The 16,216-nt window shown below is 58.5% G+C and carries 14 protein-coding genes; 11 read left to right on the forward strand and 3 right to left on the reverse strand.

Going from position 1 to position 16,216, the window contains the following annotated elements; translation table 11 throughout:
- Positions 1-297 precede the first annotated feature (297 nt).
- The 4 genes from WLZ34_RS05590 to WLZ34_RS05605 are packed head-to-tail and all read left to right on the forward strand — an operon-like array spanning position 298 to position 7,082.
- Positions 298-1,539 carry a metallophosphoesterase family protein gene (locus WLZ34_RS05590; RefSeq protein ID WP_434731069.1) on the forward strand — a complete coding sequence of 414 codons (1,242 nt, stop codon included), beginning with the start codon at positions 298-300 and terminating at the stop codon, positions 1,537-1,539.
- Positions 1,520-2,833 (forward strand): hypothetical protein, encoded by a 1,314-nt coding sequence (locus tag WLZ34_RS05595; RefSeq protein ID WP_434731070.1) that lies wholly within the window; start codon positions 1,520-1,522, stop codon positions 2,831-2,833. The genes WLZ34_RS05590 and WLZ34_RS05595 overlap by 20 nt, the downstream gene beginning before the upstream one ends.
- Positions 2,830-4,830 (forward strand): ATP-binding protein, encoded by a 2,001-nt coding sequence (locus WLZ34_RS05600; protein WP_434731071.1) that lies wholly within the window; start codon positions 2,830-2,832, stop codon positions 4,828-4,830. The genes WLZ34_RS05595 and WLZ34_RS05600 overlap by 4 nt, the downstream gene beginning before the upstream one ends.
- Positions 4,827-7,082, forward strand: a complete 2,256-nt coding sequence (locus tag WLZ34_RS05605) for a hypothetical protein (RefSeq protein WP_434731072.1) — start codon at positions 4,827-4,829, stop codon at positions 7,080-7,082. The genes WLZ34_RS05600 and WLZ34_RS05605 overlap by 4 nt, the downstream gene beginning before the upstream one ends.
- A 111-nt stretch (positions 7,083-7,193) precedes the next feature.
- Here the strand turns inward: WLZ34_RS05605 and WLZ34_RS05610 are convergent, their stop codons facing one another.
- Positions 7,194-7,931, reverse strand: a complete 738-nt coding sequence (locus tag WLZ34_RS05610; RefSeq protein ID WP_434731073.1) for an MBL fold metallo-hydrolase — start codon at positions 7,929-7,931, stop codon at positions 7,194-7,196.
- 88 nt (positions 7,932-8,019) lie between these two features.
- On the opposite strand from WLZ34_RS05610, the gene WLZ34_RS05615 reads away from it, so the two are divergent.
- A complete protein-coding gene (locus tag WLZ34_RS05615; protein WP_434731074.1) occupies positions 8,020-10,095 on the forward strand; it encodes a glycoside hydrolase family 13 protein in 2,076 nt (691 codons plus the stop codon).
- Here WLZ34_RS05615 and WLZ34_RS05620 read toward each other — a convergent pair.
- Entirely contained in the window at positions 10,073-10,456 is a 384-nt protein-coding gene (locus WLZ34_RS05620) for an MGMT family protein (protein WP_434731075.1), read from the reverse strand. The genes WLZ34_RS05615 and WLZ34_RS05620 overlap by 23 nt on opposite strands.
- Before the next feature lie 67 nt (positions 10,457-10,523).
- Here WLZ34_RS05620 and WLZ34_RS05625 point away from each other — a divergent pair, with 67 nt between their 5' ends.
- From WLZ34_RS05625 to hypF, 6 genes are all read left to right on the forward strand, one after another.
- Entirely contained in the window at positions 10,524-11,003 is a 480-nt protein-coding gene (locus WLZ34_RS05625; RefSeq protein WP_434731076.1) for a MogA/MoaB family molybdenum cofactor biosynthesis protein, read from the forward strand.
- 2 nt (positions 11,004-11,005) lie between these two features.
- Positions 11,006-11,704, forward strand: a complete 699-nt coding sequence (locus WLZ34_RS05630) for an HAD family hydrolase (protein WP_434731077.1) — start codon at positions 11,006-11,008, stop codon at positions 11,702-11,704.
- Between the two features lie 97 nt (positions 11,705-11,801).
- Positions 11,802-12,083, forward strand: coding sequence for a helix-turn-helix domain-containing protein (locus WLZ34_RS05635; protein WP_434731949.1), 282 nt, complete (start codon positions 11,802-11,804; stop codon positions 12,081-12,083).
- Positions 12,084-12,177: 94 nt separating this feature from the next.
- Positions 12,178-13,209 carry a hydrogenase expression/formation protein HypE gene (gene hypE / locus WLZ34_RS05640; protein WP_434731078.1) on the forward strand — a complete coding sequence of 344 codons (1,032 nt, stop codon included), beginning with the start codon at positions 12,178-12,180 and terminating at the stop codon, positions 13,207-13,209.
- 11 nt (positions 13,210-13,220) lie between these two features.
- Positions 13,221-13,457, forward strand: a complete 237-nt coding sequence (locus WLZ34_RS05645) for a HypC/HybG/HupF family hydrogenase formation chaperone (protein ID WP_434731079.1) — start codon at positions 13,221-13,223, stop codon at positions 13,455-13,457.
- A gap of 11 nt (positions 13,458-13,468) precedes the next feature.
- Positions 13,469-15,778, forward strand: a complete 2,310-nt coding sequence (hypF, locus tag WLZ34_RS05650; RefSeq protein ID WP_434731080.1) for a carbamoyltransferase HypF — start codon at positions 13,469-13,471, stop codon at positions 15,776-15,778.
- Here hypF and WLZ34_RS05655 read toward each other — a convergent pair.
- The gene (locus WLZ34_RS05655) at positions 15,748-16,185 is read right to left on the reverse strand and encodes an NADH-quinone oxidoreductase subunit B family protein (protein WP_434731081.1); all 438 of its coding nucleotides are present in this window, start codon (positions 16,183-16,185) and stop codon (positions 15,748-15,750) included. The two genes, hypF and WLZ34_RS05655, sit on opposite strands and share 31 nt — an antisense overlap.
- Positions 16,186-16,216 lie beyond the last annotated feature (31 nt).

Genomic DNA, 16,216 nt, shown 5'->3' on the forward strand with positions numbered 1-16,216 from the left:
GTTATAGGGGAGAGAGGAGAGAGTATTACTTGCCGGGTCTACACCAGGTTTGGGTACTAGGTCTAGGCTAGGGTGAAACCTAGACTGGGAGGGCAAGGTGCCAGGTTCGCTAACCCGGGTGAACCGGGCTAGCGGGTCTGGTGCTTTTGTCTTCCCAGTCTGGGTGCAGCCCTGGTTTAGGCCTGGTGCTCAAACTGGGGATAAGCCGGCTCCTCCTAGCAACATCCCTACTGGGCAGGTTGCACTACGCCTTTTATAGGCTCACTCAACTTATGGAACCTAGTAGGGGCCGGTTATTTGCGAGTTCTACACACGTCTGACCTGCACTTAGGGTCGCGACTCTTCTCCGAGAGCCCTGTTTTCAGGAGGGTGTTCCTGGAGTCTCTCAGGGAGATCGCCGAGGTTGCCACGGCTAAGTCCTGCGACTACCTGGTCGTAGCCGGCGACCTTTTTGACGCGAATAGCCTCAACAGGCTGGACACGGAGACCATACTCAGCTCCATCGACGTCTTCAGGGAGTTGAGGAGAGGAGGGGTAAGAGTGGTCGTCTCGCCGGGTAACCACGACTACCACTTGGACGAGAACGGCGTCCTAGAGGTATTCGAGAGGGCGGAGCTGCTGTCGAAGCCGCGCGTCAGGGTAGGCGACGCCATCGAGACTAAACTGCTGGAGCTCGGCGACCTAGCGTTCATAGCCTTACCTGGCTTGAAGAACTCCGCCGAGGTAGACTACGTTGGCTCTAGGAGGGTTAGAGTTCTCGGCGCGTCGAGTAAGCCCACGGTAGTCCTGCTCCACAGCATCGTGGACATAGGGGGAGCCCGGGTTGGCGAGCTAGTCCCTAGGCTGAGCGGACTCAAGTCTATAGCCTGGGGGGACGTCGCTCAGCTGTTCCCGCAGGCCAGGTACTTCGCCCTAGGGCACGTCCACTACCCAGTACCCCTAGAAAGGCGGGGCCAGGTCAAGGCCGCCTACCCCGGTGCCCCCGTCGGCTACGACTCGAACGACCTACTGGACACGTTCTTCCTCAGAAACAAAGGATTCAGGAGGAGGGTCCTCGTAGTCGACCTCGACAAGGAGCCTCCAGTCTACGAGGCTGTGGAGCTCTCAAACACGCCCGACGTGGAGTACGTCGAGCTACCCGAGAGGGTCGACCTTGCGAATGCCCAGAGCAGGCTGGCCGAGGCGCTGGGGAGGCTCAAGGGGAGGTGGCGGGTCGTGGTAGTCTCTGTGAGCAAGGGCACGGACAGCAATATCCTAAACAGGCTGAGGAGCACAGCCGAGAGAGAAGGCGCCTTTGCGTACTTCAGGACTAGGGGCGTAGACGACGCTGCCCCCTTCACCCTCCCGAGCATAGTCCAGGTCGCGGACTTGATCGAGAGCGAGAAGAGGCTCATCGCCCAGCTCCTCCCCAAGTACGGCTTAAAACTGACACCAGAGAGAGTGCAGGAGCTGATCGACATGGTCTCCAGGGGAGCCCCCCTGGACGAGCTAGTTGAAGACGTAGTCGAGGCGGTCAGCGGTGTCGGGCAGGAGGGATGAGCTGAGCGACAAATTGAAGGCCGTTGTGAGGCTGATGCTCGAGGACTACAGAAACCTCGGCAAGGTAGAGGTCTTCCGTGTCCGTGACGATTTCTTCAGGTCGTTCTACGTGCCCACCCCGTTCAGGGGCGGGGTCGACCAGACCGTAGTCTTCGTCGACTCGGGCCACACTGGCAAGTCCTACTCGACGGACAGCTTCTACTTGGTGCTGATGAACGTTGGTGGGGTGCTCAGGAACGGTGAGAAGATAGAATACTTCGGGCATAGAGCCGGGGGTCCTGAGGTCGAGGGGTACATCCTGTACGCTTCTATAACTTCCGACGGCTTCAAGGTAACAATACACCCTCTGGACGACAACTCTCTCCTCGTGGACACGTCGCGAGCCGAGGTTGTCTCGAAGAGCTTGACCAGCCTAGTAACACGCGGCTATAGCGGGTTCCTCAGAGGCGGTCTAGATTTCTGGGAAGTGGGTGTTAAGTACTTTAGGCGTGTCGCTAACTACTTAATATCCCTCGTTGAACTCTCGTACTGTGTCAAGGTGCTTAGTACAATCAAAGACTCAATATGCGTACTGGACGGAACATTGATTCGGTGGTTTGGCGCGGTTAAATTACGGGCGTGGCTTGGGTTCGACGGGCTAGATATTGCCAGCATACTCTCGGGGGTTAGTAGAGAGGAGATCCTGAGCCGCTACCTCTGGAGAATCTACGGCATAGCGAAAACCACGAAGTTCACGGTCATCGCGAGGAGCAGGGCGTTGCTGAGCACCGTAGGGGGAGGCTACGGCTCAATAAGCCTCGAGAGCGTGGAGAGGGCGGCGAAGTTTCTACGTGATTTAGGCGCGAGGTCGAAAAGTTTCACTGAGCACCTTCTCAATATAGTGAACCCCCCTGTCTTCCACAGCGACGACTACACTATCCACGCTTTAAGGACGCCCGTTACCGTTGACGGAGTGAACGTCTTCATGTTTGGACTCTATACTCGAGGCCCCCTAATAGACATAAGGCAAGCCTACGCTGTAAACGAGGGGGTTGTTGGGGACTCGTCTGGTAGGCTGTCGACAGCCGTCGAGTCTATCTTTGCGAGGCTCACGCGGGCGCCCGGGTATCCTCCACTAGGGTTCTTGGAAGTCGACGCACTAGTGAGGTTGAAGAAGGAGTACATCACCAACAAATTCGAACCTAGAATGCTGGTGTCCATCATCGAGCAAACCGGCGGTAAATACCACCCCCTAGCAGAGTTTTTCAGGCCGGGCTTCGAGAAGAGACTGGGTTACGTGAGGGGGCGTACTTGAGCACGGCTGGCTTCATAGCGGGCTGGAGGGAAAACAGAGTAGTCATACAGTTCGCCAGGGACTTCAGCCCGGCCATAGGCGACTTCTACTACGTAAACCAGGGGGCTAGGAAAGCCATCCTCCAATTAACGTCTCTGAACAGCTGGATGGAGGCCGTAGTACCCGCGATAGAGGCGTTGCACTCCTCGGCCTTAATATCGGACTCGTACACGCAGACGGGGCTCGCAGAACCCTTCCTCGAGTACAACGAGGACGAGGGAGTGCTTTACGCCTCCTCCTCACTGCCGAGGCCGGGCAGCCCGGTCTTCAAGGTAGACCCGCTGGACGCGACAAGCTCGAGTATCATGAGTAAGATCGGCGAAGCGGTCAGTGAAGGAGTGCCGGCATGCTACCTCAGAGCTGGGCACGCGACGCACGTGAAGCTCAGGGACAGAACGTACTTCCTGTCCTCGAAGATCAGGCTCCCGATAGACAAAATGATTCCAAAACACATCCTCGTATCGGGCCAGACCGGGGCCGGTAAAACTAGTGGCGTGAAGGGTATCGTGGTCTCGGCGACCGCCTACTCGGACCGCCCTATCAGCTGGGTGGTACTCGATAGACACGGCGAGTACTCCGGCCTCACCGGGGGCGTTGACTTCAAGAGGTCCCTGGAGGTCGTCAGCACATGGAAGAACGTGGTGGTAGACACCATCGTCCTCGACTACACGGCCGGGAACACAGCGCTGGGTGTCAGGAGAACCCCGATATCCCTGGCTGACATCGAAGTAGACGACATTACTACGGCAATGAACCTCGGCGAGGACGATTCTGCCCAACTGGAGGAGTTGCTCGAGGCCCTCTCCATTGTCGTGCTCGAGGCGTGTCGTGGAAGTTTGCTGAGCAGTTCACTATGCCAACACCTGGTCACGCAAACGGGGGACGAGATCATACCCAAGGGGCACCTCTTCTCGTTATACTTGCTGTTGTTCGATAACGCCATTAGAGCAGAGGCCGCCATGAAGGTGGAGACGGGAGTGAAGTACGGCTTCCACGAGTACCTCCTAGACAAGGGGTTCCAGAGTATTCAAGTCTTGAGGAAGATGAAGAGGGAGATAACGGAGACGCTCAACATACGGACCCGGCCTAAAGTCTACGTCGATGCTAAGGGTAGCAGAAGGTACGTTCACGTTGTAGACGACTCGTCAAGCGTCTTCAAGACCGTCGAGCCGCTAAAGGAGCCGGAGAGTGTGGTGGCGATCCTCTACGTCCTCCTCGAAGCTCTTACTAGGCTCAAGGGCTCGAAGTCTCCTCCGAACACCGGGCCGTACAAGTTCATCCCCTCCGGACTCGACTCCCGCGCTAGAGAAGAACTGATTGCGAAAGCTAGTCAAATACCTGTCACACATGACCCGGGGATGTCGTTGAGCGACCTGGCCTCCCACCTAGACGACGGGAGGCTGTTCGTCGTGGACCTCTCGAGGATTACTACTAGGGAGGGGGATGTAGTGGCGCTGGCTCTCGCGCGGAGGATCCTCGAGGAGAGAATGCGGAAGGGCCCAGCCGCAGCAGCGACCTTGCCCCCCGTAGCGCTCGTATCCGAGGAGGCGCCGCTATACCTGAGTAGCGAAAAAGTAAAGTCGGTGTACAACCCGTTTGCCAGGATAGCGAGAGAGGGCAGGAAATTCAACATAGGCATAGTGGCCATAACGCAAATGGCCACGATGATGGATAGGCAGATCCTCTCCAACTTCAACACCATTATCGCGATGCGCACGAGCCACGAGCCGGACCTGGAGTTCTTTAAGAGCATAGGCATACCCAAGGAGACTCTGCCTCTCCTGGGCGAGAGGGAGGCTTACCTGTACTCCGTCGACATCCCAATCAGAAGACCTTTACCGGTCTACCTGCCCGGCGACTTCGAGGAGGACCTGATATTCTCGAGCCGTAGAGAGCCGGCCCGCCCCGTCTTAGACGAAAAGGTCTACAAGATGCTCGCCGAGGAAGAAGAGTCTTGAGGATCCTGGGCGTCTACCTGGAGAACATCAGGAGCTTCCGTAAGGGGCTGATCGTCTTCCCGCTGAAAGGCATAACGGTCATCCAGGGGGAGGTCGGGTCGGGGAAGACGAGCATCCTCATGTCCATCGCGTACGCTTTCGAGACACCGGCAGCGGGTCGGGTGGAGTACGCCGACGCCTTCGCCACGCCGCAGCCGAGGCACCTCCTCAGGACGGGGGAGTCCAGAGGCGTCATCAGGGTCCTGGTCAGGCAGGGGAAAAGGCTGTTCATCCTAGAGCGGGCTCTACAGAGGGAGGGCGATAGGGTGGTTAACAGCGGTAACGCGATCTACGCGTACGAGCTACCCGAAGAAGGCGGGTTACAAGTAAAGCCCGTCCTCAAGCTTAGGCTCAGCTCGGGCGACTACGTCGAGAAGCTCCGGGGTCTACTCGGGCTCGTAGAGAAAAGCGGCAGGCAGAGACCCGAGGTGTTCACGAACATCATCTACTCCCCACAGTTCAACTTGACGAGCATACTCGAACTCGAGCCGTCCAAGAGGCGGGAGGTCATAGAGATAGCGCTCGGGCTATCGCGATACACCGACTTTAGGGCTAACGTGGCCAAAGTGATCGACGCCATCGGGGAGAAGGTCAGAGGAGTCCAGCTAGAGCTCTCGAGACTAGAGGACACGTTGAGGAGCCTCGACAAGCAGGGTCTCCAGTCCAGAGTCAAGAAGATAGAGGAGGAGAAGGCCAGGGTAAGGAGAGAGCTCGAGAAGGTGGTTTCCACTAGAGAGGGGGCCGAGAAGGAGCTCGAGGACCTCAACAACGACATCCTCAAGATAAACTCCGTCATACAGGAGAAGAGGGGCGTGATCTCCAGGCTGCAGCAGGAGACCAGGCTTCTAAGAGACAAGGTCAACGCTGTTAAGTCCAAGTTGGCGACTTACACGCAGGGCCTCGGGGTCGCCCTAGACAACTTGGAGGAGGCGACTATGAAGGTCGAGGAGGAGGTCCGCGCGATCCAGCAGAGGGAGTCGGAGCTGAGGGAGAGACTCAACGCCCTCATAACCAGGGAGAAGGATTTGATAGCAGAGGAGAACAGGCTCGACGCCGAAATCGCGATGCTCGAGAGGAGGTTGAGCGAGGTCGAGAGCGATTACAGGGAGAAGGAGGGGATCGTTAAGAAGGGAATCTGCCCCGTGTGTGGCCAGAAGATACCCCACGAGCACGGGTTCAGGCTGTTGGCGGAGCTAAGGGAGAGAGCCGAGAAGATAAGAGAGGAACTGGAGGAGGCGCGGAGGAAACGCGGGATAGTTAGAGAGGAGAGGTCCCGGCTAAGGTCCGAGATCGATAGAGTACAGGCGGAGCTCGCGGACCTGGTTGGGGCGAAGGACCGCGTCCGGGAGGCGGAGAAGCTCCTACTGGAGTTGAAGAACCTGGTGGAGAGGGCTGCCGAGGTCGCCTCGAACGAGGAGGCCATCAAGCGGATGCAGCAAGAGGTAGAGTCGCTCGAGGTCTCGCTGAGGGAGAAGAAGGAGAAGTACGCCAGCCTGAAGAACGAGTTGAGCAGGCTACGGGAGGCCGAGAAAGCTATGAGCAGCAGGCTCTCGGAGCTGGAGGGGGAGTTGAGGACGCTGAACGACCAGCTCCAGAAGATCCAGGTGCTAGAGGAGAAGCTGAAGTCGCTGCGCTCAGAGCTCAACAAGCTGGTGAACAGTAGAGAGGTCGTCAAGAAGGTGGCCGATATGGTCGACGAGGTCAGTAGAGTGCTGGCGCAGGAGACCTTCAAGTTTGTCTCCGAGAGCTTCACCACGATATTCACCATGCTAGCGCCGGACAAATCTCTCAGCATAGAGCTGGGCCGAGACTACGAGATCCGCTTCTACTACGCTACCGAGAAGGGGAGGGGGCCGGTAGTCCTACCTAGTGGAGGGCAGCAGTCGGTGGCGTCGCTGGCTCTCAGGCTGGCCGTGAACCAGGCCCTGAGGGCTATTAGCCCGCGGCTCAAGGACTCAACGCTGTTGTTGGACGAGCCGACGATAGGCCTAAGTAGAGAACTGGTGGCTAGGCTCAGGGAACTCTTAAACAAGCTCGACGAGGAGCAGAAGGCGCACATTGTCGTGGTAACGCACGACACGGACCTGCTAGAGGCGGGGTCGACTAGGGTGAGGCTTGTGCTGCGCGACGGGGCCACACAGGTGTCGTACGAGGGGGAACTCGATGAAAACTACAGAGCGTTCATCGAGAGCCTACTCGACAGACCGCCTTGAACAACGTTATTTGTCGGCCCTGGCCACTCTCTTCATCGACTCCCTGTCTCTAGGAAAGGGTTTCCTCCCCATCTGACTCAGCCTACGCTTTGGGAGCCTTTAAACCACACTTCATGCGCGGTAGGTCCTGCACAGATAGGGCCTATCGCGTAGCATCCCGAGAAGACTGGCGTACTGGAGTACCAGGTCTCCACTGCAGTGGAGGGGGAGCAACTCCTTCACGCCGAGCCGTTTTAGCTCCATTACAGTGGCCCTCGCCTTGTACTCGGGCTGCCCCGAGAGGTGTAGCCCGCCGACAACCCTCTCGACCTTGAACCCTCCCTCGACAGCCTTACCCACCATGTAGTGAACGCCGGGGTGGCTGCAGCCCACGAACATGGTGTAGCCACTGCCCGACTCTACGAGTAGCGCCTGCTCGGATATCTGGGATTCGGGGAAGGGGATAACGTAGACGCCCCTGTACAACTCTCTTATCCCCTTCACGACTACAACGTCCTTGAGGCCGATCGAGCCGAGCCACTCCTGTAGCCCCTTGTGCTGTCCGTGCGGGATGTACACGGTGGGCTCGCTTGTGGCGAGCACTTTCAGGCCCCCCGTGTGGTCTGGGTGGGGGTGGCTGACCACTACTAAGCGGACCTCGGACAGGTCGAGGCCAGCCGCCCTCGCGTTGTTCAGCAAGACATCGGCTCTACTCCCCGTGTCGAAGAGTAGGCTTAAGCCCCCCAGCGAGATGTGGACTGAGAGCCCGAAGTCTCTAGCACAGCCTTCGATAAAACTGGGCAAGTCATCGTAGATCACCGTGTACTCCAAGGACAACACTCCCTTCGTAGAGACGGATCCGTACAGCACCGTAAAACTATTTTGTGGTGGTCTGATTAACCATTTACCGACTTCATTAACGGTCGCGGCGTTTTTAAAGCGCTTCTTCCGGTGGTGCGTGGGCTTGTACAAGGTCGTGGGGAGGAGGGTCATCGAAGGCGGGAGGCCGAAGGAGTTCGAGGTCTTTTTCAGGACCAAGTGGAGGCGGGGAGCTAAGAGGATGTACCTCGTGGGCAATTTCACTAGCTGGTTTCCGGGCTTTAAGAGACTGGCTAAAACCGGGGAGGAGGGGCACGCAAGACTCAACCTCTACCCCGGCGCTTACGCTTACTGGTTCCAAGCCGACAACGCCCCGTCGCCTATCTTAGACGAGGAGAACGAGAGGACGGCTGTTCTCCCGAACATAATGCACCCCGAGAAGCCGGGGATTAGGGGCAGCCTCCTCGACCTAACCGTTCCAGAAGGCCCTTTCGAATACGTTATCCACGACGAGAAGGACCCAGCGTACCTACACCGTTTCTCGGGGTACGTGGTTTTCAGGCTTAGGACGGGCAAGCGGGTCGAGGCGGCCTGGCTGCACGCGGGGGGAGGGGATGTAGGGCCGACGGCTGTCCACGAGCTCCCTCTGGAGAGGGTCTTCGAGTTTGTTGTCCCGGAGGAACGCCTGGGCGAGATGTTCTCGTACCACTTCCAGGTCTGTGCTGAGGGTGAGTGCCTAGAGTACGGCTTCAACGGGGTGGGTAGAGGGGTCCGCCCGATCAAGACCCTTAGACGCGAAGTACCGGGCTTCGACAAGCCCAAGTGGTTCATGGGCACGGTCTACTACCAGATATTCGTCGACTCCTTCTACAACGGCGACCCCAGCAACGACCCGCCCGTCAAGATAAAGCGGGTGGCGCCGAGGGAGCACGGGTACTACGGGGGCGACCTGAAGGGGGTCTTAGCCAAAGTAGACCACTTAGTGAGGCTCGGGGTCGAAGCTGTCTACCTTACGCCGATATACCCCGCTGGGACTTACCACAGGTACGATGTGAGAGACTACTTGTCCGTGGACAAGTACCTGGGCGACATCTCCGTATTCAACGAGCTGGTCAGGGAACTCGAGAAACGCGGGCTGAAGCTCGTGCTCGACATCACACTACACCACACGGGCGCCTGCCACCCGTTCTTCGTAGACGCTCTCGAGCACGGGAGGGCGTCGAGGTACTGGGAGTGGTACAACTTCCTCGACGACCCGTCGAAGTACGTCGACCAAGGAGTCGTAAGGATGTTGAGAGACTGCGACGTCTTCGCGCTCAGGGAGTACCTTCGTAGGAGGGCACTGACCACCCCCTTCTACGAGTCTTTCTTCTCCAACTGGCTGATGCCGAAGATCAACCACGAGAACCCGGAGACCCTGGACTACTTCGTCGGGGTTGCGAAGGCGTGGATGGAGAGAGGGGTCGCGGGCTTCAGGATAGACGTAGCCCACGGTATTAAGGAGGACTGGCTCTGGAACTACTACCGTAGAGTCAAGGAGCTGAGCGACGACTTCCTAATCCTAGGCGAGGTATGCGACTACCCGTTCCTCTACAGGGAATACATGGACTCCTACATGAACTACTGGCTGAGGTACTGGCTGGTCTCTTCTATAGCCCTCAAAAAGACGGAGGTGAGGCAGGCAGTCGAGATGATAAACCTCCAGATAGCCAACCACCCCTACCCCCAGCTCTTCTCCCTCTACAACCTACTCGGCTCCCACGACACTCCGAGGGTTAAGACGCTCGTTAAAGGCGACAAGAGGCTCCTGAAGCTACTAATAGCGCTCAATTTCACGCTCCCTGGCTCCCCGGCGGTGTTCTACGGGGACGAAGTCGGGCTGGAGGGTGGAGACGACCCCGACAACAGAAGGCCCATGCCGTGGGATAGCAAAGAGTGGGACCTCGAGCTTTACGAGGCCTACAAGACTTTCATAGACCTGTACAAGGGTCTCGAGGAGCTCAGACACGGCTTCGCCAGTGTGAGGCTGTGCCACGACGACGTGGTCGTGGTCGAGAGATGGCTTAAGAGGAGGGTGGTCGGCCTTTTCAACGCCGGTAGCGAGCCGGTGGAAGCCTCCCGTTGCGCCGCCATCGAAGGCCTACGGGAAGTAGTCTCCAGCGAGCCGGGGCAGGTCATCGGCCCCCTGGGCTTCAAGATTTTCGCCTCTCCCTAGGCCCCCCATCTCTACACTCGTCTAAGACGTCCCTCTCGGAGACCCTGCCAGCCCTCACCGCGACACCTTCTAAGGACAAGAGCCTCTCCTTGACCCTACTCCCCCCCATACTGTAGCCGCCTACTCTGAGACTAGACATCACCACACGGTGGCAGGGGACTACAACCGGTTGCTTGTTCTCCTTGAGGACGAGGGCCACCAGCCGGGGGCTGACGCCAAGGAGGTCTGCGATGCACTTGTACGTTGCGACCTTCCCCACTGGTATGGTGGACACTAGCATGTAAACGGCCTCTTTCAGGTCTTCTACGCGGGCCGCTCTGAATACACCACCTTCGTATACTAGGAGTGGTATTCTCGCCAAGAGGCACCAGCTCGAGTGCAGTTAATATAACACGGGCTAATCCTTAAGACCACTTGGTGGCGGGGACTTGAAGGCCCTCGTCCTGGTCGTGAGCGACACCGTCTACGAGGGTAAGGGGGAAGACGTAAGCGGCGAGCTCGCGGCGAGGATGTTGAGGGAGAGGGGCTTCGAAGTCGTGAAGTCTGTTTCACCGAACAAGCCGGCCGAGATTATAAAGAGCTTGAGGGAGCACGACGCCAGGCTTGTGGTGGTCGTTGGAGGCACTGGGCCGAGCCCGAGGGACGTATCTGTCGACGTCGTGGAGTCCATTGCCTGGAGGGAGTTTCCTGGCTTCGGCGAGGAGTTTAGGAGGAGGTCGATTAACAGAGTGGGGTTGAGAGCCCTGTTGTCTAGGGCAGGTCTCTACGAGACGTTCGACGGGAGGATAGTAGCAGTGCTGCCCGGTAGCACCGACGGCGTCGAGGTAGGTTTAAGTATTCTACTAGAGATAGCTCCCCACTTGTTGGAGGAGTCTTCGAGAATAGCGGGCGCACACAGGGTGGAGTAGTAGTGGTCGAGTCCGTGTCCTTCGATGTGTGGGGGACTCTCCTAGACCTGGACAAGACGCTTCAGGAGGCCAGCCGAGTCATAGCCGAGGCGCTGGGAGCCCCCTTCGAGACAGTCTACAGTAAGGTCCTCAAGGCCCACGAGGAGGCCCGGAAGGTGAGGCGGTCCTCCCTTATCCCGGGCAACGAGACCGTTAAAACGGGCCAGGCAATACTCGCCAAGCACATTGGTGTAGACCCGTCGGGGGTTGACTCGTTAATTCACAAGGCTTTCCAGGAAGTCGACCCTCATAGGATCGTCTACGACGACGTGGTCGAGACTGTCGAAGGTCTCTACAAGGAGGGGCTAAGACTGGCTGTGGCCGGCAACGTCCTTTTCTGGCCGAGCTCCTACACGTGGAGACTGCTCGAGAGGCTGGGTCTAGGCAAGTTCTTCGAGGCTAGGGTGTTCTCGGACGAGGTGGGCTACAACAAACCGGACAGGGGCTTCTTCATAGCCCTCCTCGAGAGGCTAGGGGTCGAGCCCGGGGCGGTGGTGCACGTCGGCGACAACGTTATAGAGGACGTCGGGGGACCCGTGAGCATGGGTATGAAGGCGGTCCTGATCAGGAGGGACTCAAAGCTGACTCTCTCCATAAACTTGCTCGGGGTGGCCGTAGTGTACTCCTTGAGGCAATTACCCAGCGTCATAAGATTGATATGACACTACACTATAGTACACGTTCTCGTCTATGCCGGTACCTCGGAGTTAAGTTTATTAGGGTTAGTGGAAAACAAAAAACGCGGTGGGAAAATTGAGTGTGGGCGACAAGATAGAGAGGGCCATCGAGCTATACAAGCAGGGCGTGCCGATCAAACAGATAGTCGAGGAGGTACACATCTCTACCAAGACCCTGTACAAGGCTCTGAAGGAGAGGGGGGAGAAGCTCAGGAAGTCGTCTCATCGGAAGCTCACCGAGGAGGAGATCGAAAGGATAAAGAAACTCTACTTGGAGGGCTACTCCATATACCGGATAGCCAAGGAGTTCGGTCTCAGGCCTTCCAGGGTCTACAACGTCCTCAAGAAGCTGTCGATAAAGTGAGCGGTTTTTGTGACATGATTTGTTAAATTCCCCGGACCACGTTATAGATTAAACTAGAATAAAGGTCGACGTCTTCTCTCCCGGTGCTAACCCCATGTCTTCGAGGAAGGTCGAGCTACTACACGGGGCGGGAGGCCTAGAGACGTTCGAGGTCGTAACAAAGCTGATCGTAGCGCGAGTCCCCGACGCGTTGAGGAGGGCAATGAACGGCAGGGGCGTAGACGTCATGGACGACGGCTCCTACGTGAGGGTCGGCGACAGTTACTTGGTGTTCACCAGCGACTCCTACACAGTGAACCCGATCTTCTTTCCAGGAGGCGACATCGGGCACCTGGCGGCCAGCGGGGTCTTGAACGACCTTGTAGTAATGGGGGCGACGCCGGTCGCCTTCATGGACAACATAGTCGTCGAAGAGGGGCTGGACCTAGATGTACTCGATAGGGTTGTGGAGTCCATGCTCAGGGTCCTGAGGGAGAACAACGTGGCGTTGATTGGGGGCGACTTCAAGGTGATGCCCAGGGGGAGCGTAGACAAGATCGTCGTGAGCGGCTTCGGCGTCGGCGTCTCGAGCTACGAGCCTATAATCGACTACCCAAGGGTGGGCGACAAGATCATTGTAACGGGCCCCATCGCGGAGCACGGCTCGACGATACTGGCGGCACAGCTGGGCCTCCTAGAGGAGAACAAGGGGCTAAAGAGCGACAGCAGGCCCCTGGTGAAGACCGTCCTCCCAGTGATCCAGAAGTACAGGCCGTACATAAGCGCGGCACGAGACCCCACACGCGGCGGGCTGGCGGGGGTCTTAAACGAGTGGGTTCACGGGAGAGAGGTGAGCATCGTGATCGACAGGAGCGAGGTGCCGATCAGGGAGGAGGTCAGGGGGTTCTTGGAGGCTATGGGTGTCGACCCCTTAAACGTCGCGTCTGAGGGCGTAGCCGTCTTAAGCGTCGATGCCTCTGTCGCCGACGAGGTAGTGAGAGAGCTAGTTAGAGCCGGGGAGGAGGCTAGGATCGTGGGAGAGGTCGTCGAGCTACCGGAGCTCAAAGGCAGAGTGGTAGCCCGTACGGAGGTCGGGGGCCTCGTCTTGGTCACGTCCAACCCGTTGAACCTACCGAGGATATGCTGAGGCGGTGCCGGATGTGCCTGGGGTACCCGGCCGAGGTGGTCGAAGTCTACGAGTCGGAAAGAGGCCTCCCGCTGGCTAAGGTGAGGATAGGGGGGCTAGTCAAAGAGGTGATCCTCGCGGTTGAGGGCGTCAAGAAAGGCGACTACGTCATAGTCCACGCGGGCGTTGCGATATCGAAGATCGAGGAGGAAGAGCTGAAGGACATACTAGACCTCTACAGGGACATAATGAGAGAGCTGGGTAGCTGACGGAGGAGGGTATGCGCGCGAAGAAGGTCGTGGTAGTCGGCCTGGTACAAGGCGTCGGTTTCAGACCCTTCATAGACAGGCTAGCGAGGAGGCTGAAGGTCGCGGGCTACGTGAGGAACGTCGGGGGCTCGGAGGTCGAGATCTGGGTCGAGGGGGAAGAGGGCGTACTAGAGGAGTTCGTCAAGAGGCTGGTCTCCGAGAGACCGCCCCCCGCCTTCATTGAGGAGCTAAGAGTCGAGGACGTGGAGCCGGAGGGCTACAGCGGGTTCACCATAAAGCCCAGCGGCTACGACTTCAAGGCGAGGTCGAACATACCGCCAGACCTGGCAATGTGCCACGACTGTCTGCTTGAGGTGCTCAACCCCGAGGACAGGAGGTACGGCTACCCCTTCAACTCCTGCGCCTGGTGCGGCCCGAGGTTCTCCATGATCTACAGGGTGCCCTACGATAGGGAGAACACGAGCATGAGGAAGTACCAGCTGTGCGACGAGTGCACGCTAGAATACAGAGACCCGGAGAACTTGAGGAGGTACCACGCCCAGGGGATCAGCTGCCCGCGCGACGGCCCTAGACTGCTCTTGCTAGACAGGAACGGCTCAGTCGTCGACGAGAAAAGCCCGATAGAGACCGCCGCGAAGCTGGTCGAAGAGGGGGGCATAGTCGCAGTCAAGGGGGTCGGGGGCTTTCACCTCGCCGCCCTCGCAACAAGCGACGATGTAGTGGCGCAGCTTAGGGCTAGGAAGCGGAGGCCCCGTAAGCCGTTCGCTATCATGGGCATAGACACGGTAGTCCTGAGGAGGCTGGTCTACATCACGGAGGAGGACGAGGAGCTCCTAAACTCGCATCAAGCCCCCATCCTCCTGCTCCCCAAGAGAGAGGACACGCCGGTCTCACCCCTGGTATCCCCAGGGCTGAGCCACGAGGGCGTGTTCGTCGCCTACACCCCGCTCCACTACCTCCTACTGAGGGCTACACGCGACAAGTTCTTGATCATGACGAGTGGCAACGTATCTGGAGAGCCAATGTGCAGGAGCGAGGAGTGCGCCTTCAGAGAGCTGAAGAACGTAGCGGACTACTTCCTTGTGCACGACCGCGAGGTCGTGCACAGAGTAGACGACAGCGTTGTGAGGAAGACGAACGGGAGGTACGTCCTGTTGAGGAGGAGCAGGGGCTACGCTCCTCTGTGGATCAGGCTGCCGCAGAGGCTCAGGCGCAACGTCGTAGCGTTCGGCGGCGACTTGAACAACACTATAGCAGTCGGGTTCGAGGACAAGGTCGTGGTGTCGCCCTACGTGGGGGACCTAGACGAGGTCGAGACGGTCTCGGAGCTGAGAGGGTACCTCGAGTTTCTCATCGCTTCCTACCGCGTTAGCAGAGAGGACCTGGTCGTGGTCTCGGACAAACACCCCGGGTACGTGTCCACCGCGCTGGCAAGGGAGTACTCCAGGGAGACCGGTGCTAGACTGGTCACTGTACAGCACCACCTGTCACACGTCTTGTCGGTTGTCGGAGACCACCGCCTCAACGGGAGGGTGGCGGGCCTCGCGATCGACGGCTTGGGCTGGGGGGACGACGGCACTATATGGGGCGGAGAGGTCATCGTGGTAGACACGGAGAAAGGGCTCTACCAGAGAGTCGCGAGCATACGCCCCGTCCCTCTCACCGGGGACGCGGACACGCTGAGGCCTCTGAGGGTGTTTGCCGGCCTCATGACGTTGAGAGGGTACAGCGAGGAGGAGCTCGTAAGGGTGTTACGGAGAATAGGCGTCGGGGAGAGGGAGTACGGCGAGCTCCTACTAGTGCGCAGGCTCGTCGAGAAGGGCTTGTATAGGCCTGCCTCGAGCACGGGTAGGCTGATCGACGTCGTGTCGGCGGTACTAGGCGTGTGCCGCGAGAGGTCCTACGAAGGTGAGCCGGCTATTAGGCTAGAGGCAGAGGCTTTCAGGGGAGAGTACGCAGACCCTCCCGAGGTCAAACTATACGAAGAGAACGGCGTGCTCAGGCTGGACACCTGGAGCTACGTCGAGTGGTTGCTGGACAAGCTAGACGAGCCCAGGCCGGTCATTGCGAGGACCTTCCTGGAGTCGCTAGGCGAGAACCTCGGGAGGCTACTAGTCGAGTCTACGCGGGGGCTGGGAGTGGGGAGCGAGGTCGCGGTCTCCGGGGGAGCGGCCGTTAACGAGTTTATCGTGAGGGGCCTAGAGAGGGTTCTGAGGGGGGAGGGCCTCAAACTACTGCTACCCTCAAGAGTACCGCCGAACGACGAGGGGGTCTCGTTCGGGCAGGTCGTCTACTGCCTGTTCTCTGAGGACTGCGGCTGAGCCAGTTTCTCTCTGAGCTTTACAATGGCGTCTAGTATGGCCTCGGGCCTGGGCGGGCATCCAGGCACGTAGATGTCTACGGGCACTACTTTGTCAGCCCCTCTTAACACGCTGTACGACTTCTGGAACACTCCCCCGTCTATAGCGCAGGCGCCAACGGCTACAACGAACTTCGGCGAGGGCATCTGGTCGTAGAGCCTCTTGAGTCTCTCGGCGCTCTTCTTAGTCAAGGCCCCCGTCACAACGAGTACGTCCCCGTGCCTTATGGAGGGGGCCAGCTTCACCCCGAACCTCTCCGGGTCGTATAGAGGCGTGATCGCAGCCAAGACCTCTATGTCGCAACCGTTACAGGCACCAGTGTTGAAGTGGACTAGCCAGGGGGAGTACCTAACGAACCTGCACTTCACCGTGCCGCACGCTCCACTAGTTAAGAGTGCT

The sequence above is a fragment of the Thermogladius sp. KZ2Tp1 genome, assembly GCF_051131135.1.
GTDB lineage: Archaea > Thermoproteota > Thermoprotei_A > Sulfolobales > Desulfurococcaceae > Thermogladius.

What these genes read in the sequence shown, in the direction of transcription:
- hypF (WP_434731080.1), top strand. Translation starts at nt 13,469, where the DNA reads ATGCGCGCGAAGAAGGTCGTGGTAGTCGGCCTGGTACAAGGCGTCGGT.
- WLZ34_RS05645 (WP_434731079.1), top strand. Translation starts at nt 13,221, where the DNA reads ATGTGCCTGGGGTACCCGGCCGAGGTGGTCGAAGTCTACGAGTCGGAA.
- hypE (WP_434731078.1), top strand. Translation starts at nt 12,178, where the DNA reads ATGTCTTCGAGGAAGGTCGAGCTACTACACGGGGCGGGAGGCCTAGAG.